This is a genomic window from Streptomyces sp. NPDC048018, from assembly GCF_043202995.1.
Taxonomy (GTDB): Bacteria; Actinomycetota; Actinomycetes; order Streptomycetales; family Streptomycetaceae; genus Streptomyces.
This window is the reverse complement of record NZ_JBIDBK010000001.1, coordinates 1,103,608-1,119,312: the sequence shown is the minus strand read 5'-3', so window position 1 is coordinate 1,119,312 and position 15,705 is coordinate 1,103,608. Positions and strand designations below refer to the sequence as shown.

15 protein-coding genes and 1 riboswitch are annotated in these 15,705 nt (G+C 72.1%); of the genes, 14 read left to right on the top strand and 1 reads right to left on the bottom strand.

The window, feature by feature from the left end; translation table 11 throughout:
* The first annotated feature begins 5 nt into the window (after positions 1-5).
* The 14 genes from ACGF1Z_RS04990 (at position 6) to ACGF1Z_RS04925 (ending at position 14,366) form a co-directional block, all read left to right on the top strand.
* Positions 6-890 (top strand): glycosyltransferase family 2 protein, encoded by an 885-nt coding sequence (locus tag ACGF1Z_RS04990; RefSeq protein WP_392999949.1) that lies wholly within the window; start codon positions 6-8, stop codon positions 888-890.
* Between the two features lie 50 nt (positions 891-940).
* Positions 941-1,870 carry an ABC transporter permease gene (locus ACGF1Z_RS04985; protein WP_392999947.1) on the top strand — a complete coding sequence of 310 codons (930 nt, stop codon included), beginning with the start codon at positions 941-943 and terminating at the stop codon, positions 1,868-1,870.
* Positions 1,863-2,651 (top strand): ABC transporter ATP-binding protein, encoded by a 789-nt coding sequence (locus ACGF1Z_RS04980; RefSeq protein ID WP_392999945.1) that lies wholly within the window; start codon positions 1,863-1,865, stop codon positions 2,649-2,651. The genes ACGF1Z_RS04985 and ACGF1Z_RS04980 overlap by 8 nt, the downstream gene beginning before the upstream one ends.
* Before the next feature lie 139 nt (positions 2,652-2,790).
* On the top strand, positions 2,791-3,435 hold the full coding sequence (locus tag ACGF1Z_RS04975; protein ID WP_392999943.1) for a TetR/AcrR family transcriptional regulator: 645 nt from the start codon (positions 2,791-2,793) through the stop codon (positions 3,433-3,435).
* Positions 3,436-3,781: 346 nt separating this feature from the next.
* Complete coding sequence (gene hpnC, locus ACGF1Z_RS04970; protein ID WP_392999941.1) at positions 3,782-4,702, top strand: squalene synthase HpnC; 921 nt, start codon at positions 3,782-3,784, stop codon at positions 4,700-4,702.
* Positions 4,699-5,649, top strand: coding sequence for a presqualene diphosphate synthase HpnD (gene hpnD, locus ACGF1Z_RS04965; protein WP_392999939.1), 951 nt, complete (start codon positions 4,699-4,701; stop codon positions 5,647-5,649). Before hpnC ends, hpnD begins: the two co-directional genes overlap by 4 nt.
* Before the next feature lie 121 nt (positions 5,650-5,770).
* Positions 5,771-7,198: a hydroxysqualene dehydroxylase HpnE gene (hpnE, locus tag ACGF1Z_RS04960; protein ID WP_392999937.1), complete on the top strand. Its 1,428-nt coding sequence runs from the start codon at positions 5,771-5,773 to the stop codon at positions 7,196-7,198.
* Positions 7,195-8,295 (top strand): polyprenyl synthetase family protein, encoded by a 1,101-nt coding sequence (locus tag ACGF1Z_RS04955; RefSeq protein WP_392999935.1) that lies wholly within the window; start codon positions 7,195-7,197, stop codon positions 8,293-8,295. The genes hpnE and ACGF1Z_RS04955 overlap by 4 nt, the downstream gene beginning before the upstream one ends.
* Before the next feature lie 108 nt (positions 8,296-8,403).
* The gene (gene shc, locus ACGF1Z_RS04950; RefSeq protein ID WP_392999932.1) at positions 8,404-10,389 is read left to right on the top strand and encodes a squalene--hopene cyclase; all 1,986 of its coding nucleotides are present in this window, start codon (positions 8,404-8,406) and stop codon (positions 10,387-10,389) included.
* Positions 10,389-11,042, top strand: a complete 654-nt coding sequence (locus ACGF1Z_RS04945) for a 1-hydroxy-2-methyl-2-butenyl 4-diphosphate reductase (RefSeq protein WP_392999930.1) — start codon at positions 10,389-10,391, stop codon at positions 11,040-11,042. Before shc ends, ACGF1Z_RS04945 begins: the two co-directional genes overlap by 1 nt.
* A 7-nt stretch (positions 11,043-11,049) precedes the next feature.
* Positions 11,050-12,072 (top strand): adenosyl-hopene transferase HpnH, encoded by a 1,023-nt coding sequence (gene hpnH, locus ACGF1Z_RS04940; RefSeq protein ID WP_376631195.1) that lies wholly within the window; start codon positions 11,050-11,052, stop codon positions 12,070-12,072.
* A gap of 9 nt (positions 12,073-12,081) precedes the next feature.
* Positions 12,082-13,467 carry an aspartate aminotransferase family protein gene (locus ACGF1Z_RS04935; RefSeq protein WP_392999928.1) on the top strand — a complete coding sequence of 462 codons (1,386 nt, stop codon included), beginning with the start codon at positions 12,082-12,084 and terminating at the stop codon, positions 13,465-13,467.
* 85 nt (positions 13,468-13,552) lie between these two features.
* Positions 13,553-14,191, top strand: coding sequence for a helix-turn-helix domain-containing protein (locus ACGF1Z_RS04930; protein WP_392999926.1), 639 nt, complete (start codon positions 13,553-13,555; stop codon positions 14,189-14,191).
* Positions 14,192-14,210: 19 nt separating this feature from the next.
* Positions 14,211-14,366 carry a DUF6126 family protein gene (locus tag ACGF1Z_RS04925; protein ID WP_382482696.1) on the top strand — a complete coding sequence of 52 codons (156 nt, stop codon included), beginning with the start codon at positions 14,211-14,213 and terminating at the stop codon, positions 14,364-14,366.
* Between the two features lie 16 nt (positions 14,367-14,382).
* Here ACGF1Z_RS04925 and ACGF1Z_RS04920 read toward each other — a convergent pair whose 3' ends face one another.
* Positions 14,383-15,180 (bottom strand): tyrosine-protein phosphatase, encoded by a 798-nt coding sequence (locus tag ACGF1Z_RS04920; protein ID WP_392999923.1) that lies wholly within the window; start codon positions 15,178-15,180, stop codon positions 14,383-14,385.
* A gap of 372 nt (positions 15,181-15,552) precedes the next feature.
* Positions 15,553-15,704: riboswitch (cyclic di-AMP (ydaO/yuaA leader) on the top strand.
* Position 15,705: the final 1 nt, after the last annotated feature.

Below are 15,705 nucleotides of genomic sequence, written 5' to 3'. Positions count from 1 at the left end.
CCACCATGACCGCCTCCCTGAAGCTCGGCGCGGTGATCATCACCATGGGCAACCGGCCCGACGACCTGCGCGCCCTGCTCGACTCGGTCGCCCGGCAGCAGGGCGAGGCCATCGAGACCGTCGTGGTGGGCCAGGGCGTGGAGATCACCGACCTGCCCGAGGGCGTCCGGTCGGTGACGCTCCCCGAGAACGTGGGCATCCCCGCCGGGCGCAACGCCGGCATCGAGGCCTTCGGCCCCGGCGGCTCCGACGTCGACGCCCTGCTCTTCCTGGACGACGACGGCCTGCTCGCCAACGACGACACCGCGGAGCTCGTCCGGCAGGCCTTCACCGCCGACCCGCGGCTGGGCATCATCAGCTTCCGGATCGCCGATCCGGACACTGGTCTCACCCAGCGCCGGCACGTGCCGCGGCTGCGCGCCGCGGACCCGATGCGCTCCTCGCGCGTGACCACCTTCCTGGGCGGCGCCAACGCCGTGCGCACCAAGGTGTTCGCCGAGGTCGGCGGCCTGCCGGACGCGTTCTTCTACGCGCACGAGGAGACGGATCTCGCCTGGCGGGCCCTCGACGCCGACTGGATGATCGACTACCGTTCCGACATGGTGCTGCTGCACCCCACCACCCCGCCGTCCCGGCACGCGACGTACCACTTCAACGTGGCCCGCAACCGGGTGTGGCTGGCGCGCCGCAATCTTCCCGCACCCCTGGTGCCGGTCTATCTCGGCGTCTGGCTGCTGCTCACCCTGGCACGGCGACCCTCCGTACCCGCTCTCAAGGCCTGGTTCGGCGGTTTCCGGGAGGGCTGGAAGGCCTCCTGCGGACCTCGGCACCCCATGAAGTGGCGTACGGTGTGGCGGCTGACCCGACTGGGACGCCCGCCCGTGGTCTGACATCGTGGTACCCGACTTGCCGCGCATCTTGAACACGAAAGTTTCGACTTGTGAGTGACACATCCCAGGACGGTGGGGTCGTGACAAGCGCCCGACCGTCCGCCGACGACGGCCTGAGCTCCGCCGAGCTGGCCGCCAAGTACGGCCTCGCCGTCAGCGGCGCCCGGCCGGGGCTCGCGGAGTACGTCCGCCAGCTGTGGGGACGACGCCACTTCATCCTGGCCTTCTCCCAGGCGAAGCTCACCGCCCAGTACAGCCAGGCGAAGCTCGGCCAGCTGTGGCAGGTGGTGACGCCGCTGCTGAACGCCGGGGTGTACTTCCTGATCTTCGGCGTGATCATCGGTGCGGACCGGGGCATGTCGCGGGAGGTCTACATCCCGTTCCTGGTGACCGGGGTGTTCGTGTTCACCTTCACCCAGAGCTCGGTGATGGCCGGCGTCCGCGCCATCTCCGGCAACCTCGGGCTGGTGCGGGCCCTGCACTTCCCGCGGGCCTCGCTGCCCATCTCCTTCGCGCTGCAGCAGCTCCAGCAGCTGCTCTTCTCGATGGTGGTCCTCGTCGCGGTCGCCGTCGCCTTCGGCAGCTACCCGTCGCTCAGCTGGCTGCTGATGATCCCGGCCCTGGTGCTGCAGTTCGTCTTCAACGCGGGCCTCGCCATGATCGTGGCGCGGATGGGCGCGAAGACGCCGGACCTGGCGCAGCTCATGCCGTTCATCATGCGGACCTGGATGTACGCGTCGGGCGTCATGTTCTCGATCCCCGTGATGCTGGAGGACAAGCCGGCGTGGATCGCCGACCTGCTCCAGTACAACCCCGCCGCCCTGCACATGGACCTCATCCGGTTCTCGCTGATCGACGGCTACGGGGGCTCGAACCTCCCGCCCCACGTCTGGTTCGTCACCGTGGCCTGGTCCGTGGTGATCGGAGTGGGCGGCTTCGTCTACTTCTGGAAGGCCGAGGAGAGGTACGGCCGTGGCTGACCACGACTCCCAGGGCCGCGTGCCCACCGTCATCGCGGACAACGTCCACATCGTCTACCGGGTCAACGGCGGCGCCGGCGGCAAGGGCAGCGCCACCGCCGCCCTGAGCCGCATCGTCCGCCGCCGCAAGGGCGACGCCGAACGCGGTGTGCGCAAGGTGCACGCCGTGCGCGGGGTGACCTTCACCGCGTACCGCGGCGAGGCCATCGGCCTGATCGGCACCAACGGATCCGGCAAGTCGACCCTGCTGCGTGCCATCGCGGGCCTGCTGCCCACCGAGAGCGGCAAGGTCTACACCGACGGGCAGCCCTCGCTGCTCGGTGTCAACGCGGCGCTGATGAGCGACCTCACCGGGGAGCGCAACGTGATCCTCGGCGGCCTCGCGATGGGCATGAGCCGCGACGAGATCAAGGACCGGTATCAGGACATCGTCGACTTCTCCGGCATCAACGAGAAGGGCGACTTCATCTCGCTGCCGATGCGGACCTACTCGTCCGGCATGGGCGCCCGGCTCCGCTTCGCCATCGCGGCCGCCAAGCAGCACGACGTCCTCATGATCGACGAGGCGCTCGCGACCGGTGACCGCAAGTTCCAGATCCGCTCCGAGGAGCGCATCCGCGAGCTGCGCAAGGAGGCCGGCACGGTCTTCCTGGTCAGCCACAGCAACAAGTCGATCCGGGACACCTGCGACCGGGTGCTCTGGCTGGAGAAGGGCGAGCTGCTCATGGACGGCCCGACCGACGAGGTCATCGCCGCCTACGAGCGCGAGACCGGCAAGTAGCCCCGCCGTCGAACGCGCTCTCCGCCGCCCCCGCCGATCCGATCGGCGGGGGCGGTTCCGTGTCCGGAAGCGTCCGGTTCTCGCGCGTCGCGAGGCCGCCCGGAATGTTCATGCGGTCAACATCGGGCAGGATGAGCGCATGGCAGCGATCTCCGGAGGAAAGACCTACCATCACGGCGATCTGCGCAACGCCCTCATCTGCGCGGCCGTCGGCCTCGCCGTCGAAGGAGGCCCCGAGCGGATCGTGCTGCGCGAGGCGGCCCGCCGCGTCGGCGTCTCGCCCACCGCGGCCTACCGGCACTTCGAGGGCCGCGGCGAGCTCCTCGCGGCCGTCCGGGACCACGCCCGGCGGGCGCTCGCCGACTCCATGGAACGGACCGCCGCCCGCGTCCCCGGCGCCGACGACCCCGCCCTCGCCGCCGAGGCCCGGCTCGCCGCCCTCTGCCGCGGCTACGTGGCCTTCGCCGTCGAGCAGCCCGGCCTCTACCGCTCCGCCTTCGGCGCGCCCCGCTCCGAGGCCCCCGGCCCCTGCACCGACCCCGACGCCCCCGCCGGCGAGGTGCGCGCCTTCACCCTGCTCACCGACGCCCTCGCCGACCTCGCCGCGACCGCGCGCCCGCCCCGCACGACCCGTCCCGCCGCCGAGGCCGCCGCGTGGTCGGCCGTGCACGGACTGTCCCTCCTGCTGCTGGAGGGCCCGCTGCGCCGGCTGCCGGCCCAGCGCAGGGACGACGTCGTCGAATCCACCCTGGCCATGGTGGTCTCCGGCACCCGAGCCCCCTGAGGCTCCCCGCCGCGGTCGCCACGCGCCCCCCGGGAAGGTCACGAGACCGTGAACTTCCGACCGCTTAGGGAAGGTTGACCCGCCCCTCGACGCCGTCGCCACGCCCCGGGCCCCCGGGCGCGGCACACGGCCTCGTACAACGTAAGCTGTAACGGTCTGTTTCGCGGCAAGTGGGGCGATACCCCTCGGCCCCCGGCCACCACGCGGTGGGCCACGGGCAGGGGTCGGCGGCGTGTCCGAAATAGGATGGGTCGGATCCGCAGTGTAGAACGGGAGATGTGACGGCCATGACGCAGAATCTCCAGCTCCACGAGGGTGTCGCCGTCCCCGCGTCGGGCAGCGGCCGGTGACGGGAACCCGGCAGGCGCGCCCCGACGCCGCCTCGCGCACCACACTCGGCAAGGCCGCGGACGAGAACTTCCCCGTGGCCCCCTTCTTCCTGCCGCGCGCCTGGCGTGACGACCTCATGGCCGTCTACGGCTTCGCGCGGCTCGTCGACGACATCGGCGACGGCGACCTCGCCCCCGGCGGCGCCGACGCGCGCCACCTCGGCGTGCCGCCCGAGCGGGCCGGCGACCGGCTCGCGATGCTCGACGCCTTCGAGACCGACCTGCTGCGCCTCTTCGACCCCGCCGACGGCCCGCCCCGGCACCCGCTGCTCCGCGCCCTCGGCCCCACCGTCGAGCGCTGCGGCCTACCCCCGGAGCCGTTCCTGGGCCTCGTGGCCGCCAACCGCCAGGACCAGATGGTCCGGCGCTACGAGACCTACGGCGACCTCCTCGCCTACTGCGAGCTCTCCGCGAACACCGTCGGCAGGCTCGTCCTCGGCATCACGGGTACCGCCACCCCCGAACGCATCCGCCGCTCCGACGAGATCTGCACGGCACTGCAGATCGTCGAGCACCTCCAGGACGTCGCCGAGGACCTCGCGGCCGACCGGATCTACCTGCCCGCCGAGGACCTCGAGCGCTTCCACGTCACCGAGGACGACCTGGCCCGACCCACCGCCGGCGCCTCCGTGCGCGCGCTGATCGCCTTCGAGGCCGACCGGGCCCGCACCCTGCTCGACGCCGGGACGCCGCTCGTCGGCAGCGTCCACGGGCGCCTCCGGCTGCTGCTCGCCGGCTTCACCGCCGGAGGCCACGCGGCACTCGACGCGATCGCCGCCGCCGGCTTCGACGTCCTGCCCGGGCCGCCGAAGGCCACCAAACCGAGTCTGATGCGCCGCGCGGGCACCGTCCTGCTCGCGGCGCGGAGAGAGGGGTGAGCCGGACAGTGGAGGGACAGCCGCAGCCGTCCGCGCCGGTCCAGGCCGCGTACGGCTACTGCGAGACCGTGACCGGTCAGCAGGCACGCAACTTCGCCTACGGGATCCGGCTGCTGCCGGCCGAGAAGCGGCAGGCCATGTCGGCGCTCTACGCCTTCTCGCGGCGCGTCGACGACATCGGCGACGGGCCGCTCCCGCCCGCCGAGAAGAAGGAGCGCCTGGAGGCGACCCGCGCGATCCTCGGTCGCGTCCACGCCGGGCAGGTCGCCGAGGACGACATCGACCCGGTGGCCGTCGCGCTCGCCGACGCCGCCCGCCGCTTCCCGATCCCGCTCGGCGGGCTCGACGAGCTGATCGACGGCGTCCTCATGGACGTGCGCGGCGAGACCTACGAGACCTGGGACGAGCTCAAGGTCTACTGCCGCTGCGTGGCCGGTGCCATCGGGCGGCTCTCGCTCGGCGTCTTCGGCACCCAGTCCGGCGCGCCGGGCGCCGAGCGGGCCTCCGAGTACGCCGACACCCTCGGCCTCGCCCTCCAGCTCACCAACATCCTCCGGGACGTCCGCGAGGACGCCGGGAACGGCCGCACCTACCTGCCGGCCGACGACCTGGCCAAGTTCGGCTGCTCCGACGGCTTCGCCGGCGCCACCCCGCCGGCGGGCGCCGACTTCGCCGGCCTGGTCCACTTCGAGGTCCGCCGGGCGCGCGCCCTCTTCGCCGAGGGCTACCGCCTGCTGCCGATGCTCGACCGCCGCAGCGGCGCCTGCGTCGCCGCCATGGCCGGCATCTACCGCCGCCTCCTCGACCGGATCGAACGCGACCCCGGGGCCGTGCTGCGCGGCCGTGTCTCGCTCCCCGGCCACGAGAAGGCCTACGTCGCCGTCCGCGGTCTCTCCGGACTCGACGCCCGGCACATCTCCCGCCGCACGGTCAGGAGGCCCGCGTGAGCGCCGCCCGTGCCGGAGCGGACTTCGGCGACTCCGGCCCCCGCCCGGTCGCCGGCCGCGAGGTCTCAACCCGCAGCGCCCGTGGCGCGTCCCTGACGACGACGTTCCGAGGGGAGGACGCATGACCGCCGACCGCACCGAGCGCACGGGCACCACGTCCCCGACCGGCCCCGGCGGCCGGCGGCCGCACGCCGTCGTCGTCGGCGGCGGCCTCGCCGGCGTGACCAGCGCGCTCCAGCTCGCCGAGAGCGGCGTACGGGTCACCCTGCTCGAAGGGCGCCCCCGGCTCGGCGGCCTCGCCTTCTCGTTCAAGCGCGGCGACCTCACCGTCGACAACGGACAGCACGTCTACCTGCGCTGCTGCACCGCGTACCGCTGGTTCCTCGACCGGGTCGACGGCGCCGGCCTCGCCCCCCTGCAGCCGCGCCTCGACGTGCCCGTGCTCGACGTCCGGCACCCGCGCGGGCCGCGGCTCGGACGGCTGCGCCGTGACGGCCTGCCCGTACCGCTGCACCTGGCGCGCAGCCTCGCCACCTACCCGCATCTCTCCCTCGCCGAGCGGGCGAGCGTCGGGCGGGCCGCGCTCGCGCTGAAGAAGCTCGACCCGGCCGACCCGGCCCTCGACGGCATCGACTTCGGCACCTGGCTCGGCCGCCACGGGCAGTCCGCCCGCGCCGTCGAGGCCCTGTGGGACCTCGTCGGCATCCCCACCCTCAACGCCAGTGCCCCGCACGCCTCCATGGGCCTCGCCGCGATGGTCTTCAAGACCGGGCTGCTCTCCGAGAAGGGCGCCGCCGACATCGGCTGGGCGCACGTCCCGCTCGGCGAGCTGCACGACACCCGCGCCCGCAAGGCCCTCGACTCCCTCGGCGTCCGCACCGAACTGCGGACCAAGGCCGAGCGGATCGCCCGCGCCGACGACGGGCGCTGGACCGTCGAGGTGCCGGGGGAGACCCTGGAGGCCGACGCCGTCATCCTCGCCGTACCGCAGCGGGAGACCCGCGAGCTGCTGCCCGAGGGCGCCCTCGACGATCCCGACCGGCTCCTCGACATCGGCACCGCGCCCATCCTCAACCTGCACGTGATCTACGACCGCAAGGTCCTGCGCCGGCCCTTCTTCGCCGCCCTGGGCTCCCCGGTGCAGTGGGTCTTCGACCGCACCGACTCCTCCGGCCTGCGCGGCCCGGGCCAGTACCTCGCGATCTCGCAGTCCGCCGCCCAGGACGAGATCGACGAGACCGTCGCCGCGCTCCGCGAGCGCTACCTCCCCGAGCTGGAGCGGCTGCTGCCCGCCGCCCGCGGCGCGGGGATCCGTGACTTCTTCGTCACCCGCGAGCGGACCGCCACGTTCGCCCCGACCCCTGGCGTCGGCCGGCTCCGCCCCGGCGCCCGCACCCACGTCCCCGGCCTCTGTCTGGCCGGCGCCTGGACCGCCACCGGCTGGCCCGCGACCATGGAGGGTGCGGTCCGCAGCGGCTTCAGCGCCGCGGCCGCCGCGCTCTCCGCCCTCGGCCGCCGCTACGAACATCCGCTGCAGGAGGCGGCATGAGTGTGAGTACCGGAACTAGAGGAGAGACCGTGCCGACTGTGCCCCCGGGAGATCCGGCCGTCGACACCGCGGACGTCGCCGCACTGCTGGAACGGGGCCGGACGCTGTCCACGCCCGTCATGCGGGCGGCCGTCGACCGTCTCGCGGCGCCCATGGACACCGTCGCCGCCTACCACTTCGGCTGGATCGACGCCCACGGCAACCCGGCCGAGGGGGACAGCGGCAAGGCCGTCCGTCCGGCGCTCGCGCTGATCTCCGCCGAGGCGGCGGGCGCCGCCCCCGATGTCGGCATCCCCGGCGCCGTCGCCGTGGAGCTCGTGCACAACTTCTCGCTGCTGCACGACGACCTGATGGACGGCGACGAGCAGCGCCGCCACCGCGACACCGTCTGGAAGGTGCACGGCCCCGCCCAGGCCATCCTGGTCGGCGACGCCCTCTTCGCCCTCGCCAACGAGCTGCTGCTGGAGCTCGGCACCGTCGAGGCGGGCCGCGCCACCCGCCGGCTGACCACCGCCACCCGCAAGCTCATCGACGGGCAGGCCCAGGACATCTCCTACGAGCACCGGGAGCGGGTCACCGTCGAGGAGTGCCTGGAGATGGAGGGCAACAAGACGGGCGCCCTCCTCGCCTGCGCCGTCTCCATCGGCGCCGTCCTCGGCGGCGCGGACGACCGCACCGCCGACAAGCTGGAGGAGTACGGCTACCACCTGGGCCTCGCCTTCCAGGCCGTGGACGACCTCCTGGGCATCTGGGGCGACCCGGAGGCCACCGGCAAGCAGACCTGGAGCGACCTGCGCCAGCGCAAGAAGTCGCTGCCCGTGGTCGCCGCCCTCGCGGCCGGCGGCCCCGCCTCCGAGCGGCTCGGCGAACTGCTCGCCGCCGATGCCAAGAGCACCGACTTCGACTCCTTCTCGGAGGAGGAGTTCGCGTTCCGCGCGGCCCTGATCGAGGAGGCCGGCGGCCGCGAGTGGACCTCGCAGGAGGCCCGCCGCCAGCACACCATCGCCATCGAGGCGCTGCACGACGTGGATCTGCCGGCCCATGTCCGCGCCCAGCTCACCGCGCTGGCCGATTTCGTCGTCGTACGGAAGAGATGATCACCATCACTCTGATATGAGTTCGCAGTCGCCGGCCGGTGCCACCCGGCACCGGCCGACGGCAGACCCGAAGAAGCAGAAGTAGAGCTACTGCACGAAGGGGAAGCCATGACAGCGACGACCGACGGAAGCGCCGGGGCCGTGGGACCCCGAGCAGCCGCGGCCAGCGAAACGACCATCGCCAGCACCGGAGCGCTCGACGAGGCCGCCGCCAGGGCGGCGGAGCGCTCCGTCGACCACCTCCTCGGCCGCCAGGACGCCGAAGGCTGGTGGAAGGGCGACCTGGAGACCAACGTCACCATGGACGCCGAGGACCTGCTGCTCCGCCAGTTCCTCGGGATCCTCGACCCGGACACCACCCGCGCGACCGCCCTCCACATCCGCGGCCGGCAGCGCGCCGACGGCACCTGGGCCACCTTCTACGAGGGGCCCGGCGAACTCTCCGCCACCATCGAGGCCTACGTCGCCCTGCGGCTCGCCGGAGACCTCCCCGACGACCCGCACATGGCCCGGGCCTCCGCCTGGATCCGGGAGCACGGCGGCATCGCCGAGGCCCGGGTCTTCACCCGGATCTGGCTCGCCCTCTTCGGCTGGTGGCGCTGGGACGACCTGCCCGAGCTGCCGCCCGAACTGATCTTCCTGCCCAGCTGGTTCCCGCTCAACATCTACGACTTCGGCTGCTGGGCCCGGCAGACGATCGTGCCGCTCACGGTCGTCTCCGCCAAGCGGCCGGTACGCCCGGCCCCCTTCGCGCTGGACGAGCTCCACACCGACCCGGCCCGGCCCAGCCCCGCCCGTCCCCTCGCGCCCGCCTTCAGCTGGGACGGTTTCTTCCAACGGGCCGACAAGGGACTGCGGTTCTACCGCAAGCTGGCCCCCCGCCTGCTGCGCAAGACCGCCATGGACGTCGCCGCCCGATGGATCGTCGAACGGCAGGAGAACGACGGCTGCTGGGGCGGGATCCAGCCGCCCGCCGTCTACTCGGTGATCGCGCTGCACCTCCTCGGCTACGACCTCCAGCACCCGGTGATGCGGGCCGGGCTGGAGTCCCTCGACCGTTTCGCGGTGTGGCGCGAGGACGGCTCCCGCATGGTCGAGGCCTGCCAGTCCCCGGTCTGGGACACCTGCCTCGCCACGATCGCCCTCGCCGACGCCGGTGTCCGGCCCGACCACCCCGCGCTCGTGAAGGCGGTCGACTGGATGCTCGGCGAGGAGATCCTCCGCAAGGGCGACTGGGCCGTGCGCAAGCCCCGGCTCCAGCCGGGAGGCTGGGCCTTCGAGTTCCACAACGACAACTACCCCGACATCGACGACACGGCGGAGGTCATCCTCGCCCTGCGCCGGGTGAGGCACCCCGAACCCGAGCGGGTCGAGGCGGCCGTCCGCCGTGGCGCCCGGTGGACCGTCGGCATGCAGTCCCGCAACGGTGCCTGGGGAGCCTTCGACGCCGACAACACCAGCCGTCTGCCCAACCGGCTGCCGTTCTGCGACTTCGGGGAGGTCATCGATCCGCCGTCGGCCGACGTCACCGCCCACGTGGTGGAGATGCTCGCCTACGAGGGCAAGGCCGACCACCCCCGCACCCGCCGCGGCATCGACTGGCTCCTCGCCGAACAGGAGCCCAGCGGCGCCTGGTTCGGTCGCTGGGGCGTCAACTACGTGTACGGCACGGGCTCGGTGGTCCCGGCCCTCACCGCCGCCGGGATCGGCCGCGACCACCCGGCGATCCGGCGGGCCGTCAGCTGGCTGGAGTCCGTACAGAACGAGGACGGCGGCTGGGGCGAGGACCTGCGCTCCTACCGCAAGTACCCGGGAATGGGGCGCGGGGCCTCCACCGCCTCCCAGACCGCTTGGGCGCTGATCGCCCTGCTCGCGGCCGGCGAGCGGGAGTCCGCGTCGGTCCGCCGGGGTGTCGGGTGGCTCGTGGCGACCCAGCGGGAGGACGGCTCCTGGGACGAGCCGTACTTCACGGGCACCGGCTTCCCCTGGGACTTCTCCATCAACTACCACCTCTACCGCCAGGTCTTCCCGCTCACCGCGCTCGGCCGCTACGTGAACGGCGAGCCGGTGCTCCACGGCCGGGGGACCGGCTGATGGCCCGGGAGCCGGCCAGAGCGGCCGCCGTCCCCCCGCTGCTGGTCGCCTGCGCGCTCGGCATCGAGAAGTTCGCCCTGCGCAGCGGCGACCGCGGCGGGGCGCCCGCGCCCGTGACCGTGGTCCGGACCGGGATGGGCCCGGCGCACGCGCGCCAGGCCGTCTCCCGCGCCCTCGACCGCGAGCCCTGGCGGGACGCGGCCGTCGTCGCCTCCGGCTTCTGCGCGGGCCTCGCACCGGGGATGCACCCCGGCGACCTGATCGTCGCCGGGGAGACCCGCGACTCCGAGGGCACCATCCCCTGCGTGGGCGCCGAACTGCTGGTCAAGGCGCTCACCCGGGCACTGCCCGGGAGGACCGTGCACACCGGCCCGCTGACCGGTTCCGACCACGTGGTGCGCGGGCCCGAGCGGGCCGCGCTGCTGGCCGGCGGCGCGATCGCCGTCGACATGGAGTCCGCCGCCACGCTGCGGACCGCCACCGCCGCCGGGCCCCGTCCGGTTGCGGCCGTCCGGGTGGTCGTGGACGCTCCGGAACACGAACTGGTACGGATCGGCACGGTACGCGGGGGAATATCGGCCTTCCGCGTCCTTCGTGCCGTCCTTCCCGCATTCTTCGAATGGCACCGTTCTTTGCTGCTCCCCAGGAGGTGAGCGAGTTATGGCCATGCCGCTCCGTCAGTCCATCCGGGTCGGGACCTACCTCTTCGAACAGAAGCTCCGCAAGCGGGACAAGTTCCCGCTCATCGTCGAACTGGAGCCGCTGTTCGCCTGCAATCTCAAGTGCGAGGGCTGCGGCAAGATCCAGCACCCCGCGGGCGTGCTCAAGCAGCGCATGCCGGTCGCCCAGGCGGTCGGTGCCGTCCTGGAGTCCGGGGCGCCGATGGTCTCCATCGCCGGCGGCGAACCGTTGATGCACCCGCAGATCGACGAGATCGTGCGCCAGCTCGTCGCCAAGCGCAAGTACGTCTTCCTGTGCACCAACGCCATGCTGCTGCGCAAGAAGCTCGACGACTTCACCCCCTCCCCGTATTTCGCCTTCGCCGTGCACATCGACGGCCTGCGTGAACGGCACGACGAATCGGTCGCCAAGGAAGGCGTCTTCGACGAGGCCGTCGCGGCGATCAAGGAGGCCAAGCGGCGCGGATTCCGGGTCACGACCAATTCGACCTTCTTCAACACCGACACCCCGCAGACGATCATCGAGGTGCTCAACTTCCTCAACGACGACCTCCAGGTCGACGAAATGATGATCTCGCCCGCCTATGCCTACGAGAAGGCTCCCGACCAGGAGCACTTCCTCGGTGTCGAGCAGACCAGGGAACTCTTCAAGAAGGCGTTCGCAGGCGGAAACCGACGGCGCTGGCGCCTCAACCATTCGCCGCTGTTCCTCGACTTCCTCGAAGGCAAGGCCGATTTCCCGTGCACCGCGTGGGCGATCCCCAACTACTCCCTCTTCGGGTGGCAGCGCCCCTGCTATCTGATGAGCGACGGCTACGTCCCGACGTACCGCGAGCTCATCGAGGAGACGGACTGGGACAAGTACGGCCGCGGCAAGGACCCGCGCTGCGCCAACTGCATGGCGCACTGCGGCTACGAGCCCACCGCCGTCCTCGCCACCATGGGCTCGCTCAAGGAATCCCTGCGCGCGGTCCGCGAGACCGTCAACGGGAACAACGGGTGAGCGAGCGCCATGACCGGTGAGTTCGACCTGCGGGCGCTGCTCGCCGAACGGGGTGGCGAGCGCTACGAACTGCACGCCCGCCACCTCAACCACCAGCTGCCCCGGATGCTCCGCACCATCGGCTTCGACAAGGTGTACGAGCGGGCCGAGGGCGCCCACTTCTGGGACGCCGACGGCGCCGACTACCTCGACATGCTCGCCGGCTTCGGCGTCATGGGCCTCGGCCGGCACCATCCCGTCGTGCGCAAGGCGCTGCACGACGTCCTCGACGCCCAGCTCGCCGACCTCACCCGCTTCGACTGCCAGCCGCTGCCGGGCCTGCTCGCCGAACGGCTGCTCGCGCACAGCCCGCACCTCGACCGGGTGTTCTTCGGCAACAGCGGCACCGAGGCCGTCGAGACCGCGCTGAAGTTCGCCCGGTACGCCACCGGACGGCCGAGGATCGTCTACTGCTCCCACGCCTTCCACGGCCTCACCACCGGCTCCCTCTCGGTCAACGGCGAGGAGGGCTTCCGGGAGGGCTTCGCACCGCTGCTGCCCGACACACCGATCGGGCTCGGCGACCTCGACGCCCTGGAACGCGAGCTGCGCAAGGGCGACGTCGCCGGCTTCGTCGTCGAACCCGTCCAGGGCAAGGGGGTCCACGAGGCCCCGCCCGGCTTCCTGCGTGCCGCCCAGGACCTGCTGCACCGGCACGGCGCCCTGCTCATCGCGGACGAGGTGCAGACCGGCCTCGGGCGGACCGGCGACTTCTACGCGTACCAGCACGAGGAGGGCGTCGAGCCGGACCTGGTCTGCGTCGCCAAGGCGCTCTCCGGCGGCTATGTGCCGGTGGGGGCGACCCTCGGGAAGGACTGGATCTTCAAGAAGGTCTACTCGTCGATGGACCGGGTGCTCGTCCACTCGGCCAGCTTCGGGTCGAACGCACAGGCCATGGCGGCCGGGCTCGCGGTGCTGTCGGTGATGGAGTCCGAGGGCACGGTCGCGCACGTCCGGCGCATCGGCGATCTGCTCGCGGGGCGGCTGCGCGAGCTCGTACCGCGCTACGAGCTGCTGAAGGAGATCCGGGGCCGGGGCCTGATGATCGGCATCGAGTTCGGCCGCCCCTCCTCGCTCGGCCTGCGCAGCCGCTGGACGATGCTCCAGGCGGCCCGCAAGGGGCTCTTCGCCCAGATGGTCGTGGTGCCGCTGCTCCAGCGCCACCGCATCCTGACCCAGGTGTCGGGAGACCATCTGGAGGTGATCAAACTGATCCCCCCGCTGGTCATCGACGAGGCGGACGTGGACCGCTTCGTCACCGCCTTCACGGCGGTGATGGACGACGCCCACGGGGGCGGCGGACTGATGTGGGACTTCGGGAGGACGCTGGTCAGGCAGGCCGTCGCCCAGCGCTGACGGAGGACGTCCGGAACCGCCCCCTGGGCTTTGCCTCAGAGGCAAGAAACTTGCCTCTGAGGCACGATCCTGGCGGAATGGACACATGGACCACGTCCCCGGGGACACCGCCCCGGAACCCGCCGACCGCGCCGCGCCGGACGTCCTGCCGGACGTCGCCCCGCAGCTGCGGGCCCTGCGCCGCCGCAGGGGGCTCACCCTGGAGGCCGCCGCGCAGCGGGCCGGCCTCTCGCCCGCCCATCTGTCCCGGCTGGAGACGGGGAACCGGCAGCCCTCGCTGCCGATGCTGCTCGCCCTCGCCCGCATCTACGGTACGACGGTGTCCGAGCTCCTCGGCGAGGTGCCTCCCGAGCGCGACCCCGTCGTCCGGGCCGGCCGCTCCGAGCCGGTCGAGGCCGACGGCTGGATCTACCGCCAGGCCGGCGGCGCCGGACGCGCGATGCAGTGCCTGCGCGTGCACGTGCCCTACGCCACCCGCGCCGACATCGTGCGGGTCCATCCCGGCGAGGAGTGGATCCACGTGATCGAGGGGCGGGTGCGCCTCGCGCTCGGCGAGGCCGTGCACGTCCTCGACCCGGGGGACAGCGCGCACTTCGACTCGCTCACCCCGCACCGGATCGGCGCCGCCACCCGTGCCGGAGCCGAACTGCTCTTCGTCCACACCCTCCTGCAGAGTCCCGTCGCCGAGCTGTGTCTCGGCGACGGAACCCCGCACCGGCGCTGACAATCCGAAAGGTCGTGTTATGTCCGAGAAGTCCGCACCGGTCACCGGCGAGGAGCGCGGTGCCGGCAAGTTCCCCAAGGGGCTGGTGCTCCGTCTCTTCGCGTACCTGGTCGCGGGGCACCTCTTCGCCGGCTTCCTCTACCTGCTCTTCATGCTCGGCGGGCAGAATCAGTAGCGGGGACCGGCCGTGATCAGGCCTCCGAGAGCAACTGCTCGCGCAGGCGCTCCCGGGTCTCGGGGGTGACCCCGAGGCCCTGGACGAGGTAGGCGTCCACCGATCCCCAGGTCGTGTCGATGGTGTCGAAGGCGGCCCGCAGGTACTCCACCCGCGCGTCGAACAGCGGGCTCAGCAGCTCCATCACCTCGGGCGACATGCCGTCAGGGGCGGTGGAGCTGCGCTGCACCTTGTAGCGGCGGTGCGGGGCGTTCGACTTCAGGTAGTCGGCCTCGATGGCCTCGCGCTCGACGCCGACGGCCAGCAGGGAGATCGCGACGGACAGGCCGGCCCGGTCCTTTCCGGCGGCGCAGTGCATCAGGGCGGGGACGCTCTCCCCGGCCATCGCGTGCAGCACCCGGCTGTGCTCCGCCGTGCGCTCGACCATCATCTTCCGGTACGAAGCGGACATGCGGGCGGCGGCCTTGCCGTCGGCGAGGAGCCCGCGCAGCTGCGTCAGGTCGCCCTGGCGCACCATCTGCCAGAACTCCTTCCCGTCGGCGGGATCGCTCAGGGGTATGTTCACGTTCCGGACGCCCGGCAGGGCGACGTCGTCCCCCTCGAAGATCCGGTCGGCGTCGTTGCGGAAGTCGAAGACGGTGTGCAGGCCGAGGGAGGCGAGGAACGAGGCGTCCTCGGGCGTGGCGTGCGCCAGGTGGCCGCTGCGGAAGAGGCGTCCGGGGCGCACGGACCGGCCGTCCACGGTCGGCAGCCCGCCCACATCGCGGAAGTTGCGTACGCCGGTGAGCTCGGGCTCGGTCGTCGCTTGCGTCACGGTTGCTCCTGGTCTCGAGATCGGTTCCTGGGGCAATCATCCAGGTGGGAGGCCCCGCACGCACCCCCTCGGGAGGGAATGGGTGTTCTGTCCGAATTGAGGGTTTAGCGGTAACGCGCCCTGATTCCTTGGGAGATGAGCTCCGGGGCGTGAGCAGCGTCATAGACGTGACGGACCGTGCCTGATCGTCTTTTCCAAATTCCCTTCCGGAAAGGGAAATCGAGGGACCGTCATCCACGGAGGGTGACCGTGATTCCGGCCGCAATTCCCGGGATCGGCACTGGCGGAAAAACGGTGGCTTGTTCCCGTCGGCCCCGCTCGTCTAGCGTCGCGCTCAATCCGGACGGACCGCCTAATCCTGCCGCCGACCGGAGTCCGCACCCACCCGTACGCGGCAGGAGCGGGGGACCCAGGTACCACGCCGATCCCTCGATGAAGGACGGCTCGGGGTGAAGTCGCGAACAGCGGCCGGACATCTCCCGTCCGAACCCGACAGCTCACCTCGCAGGCGACGGAGAGGAATTC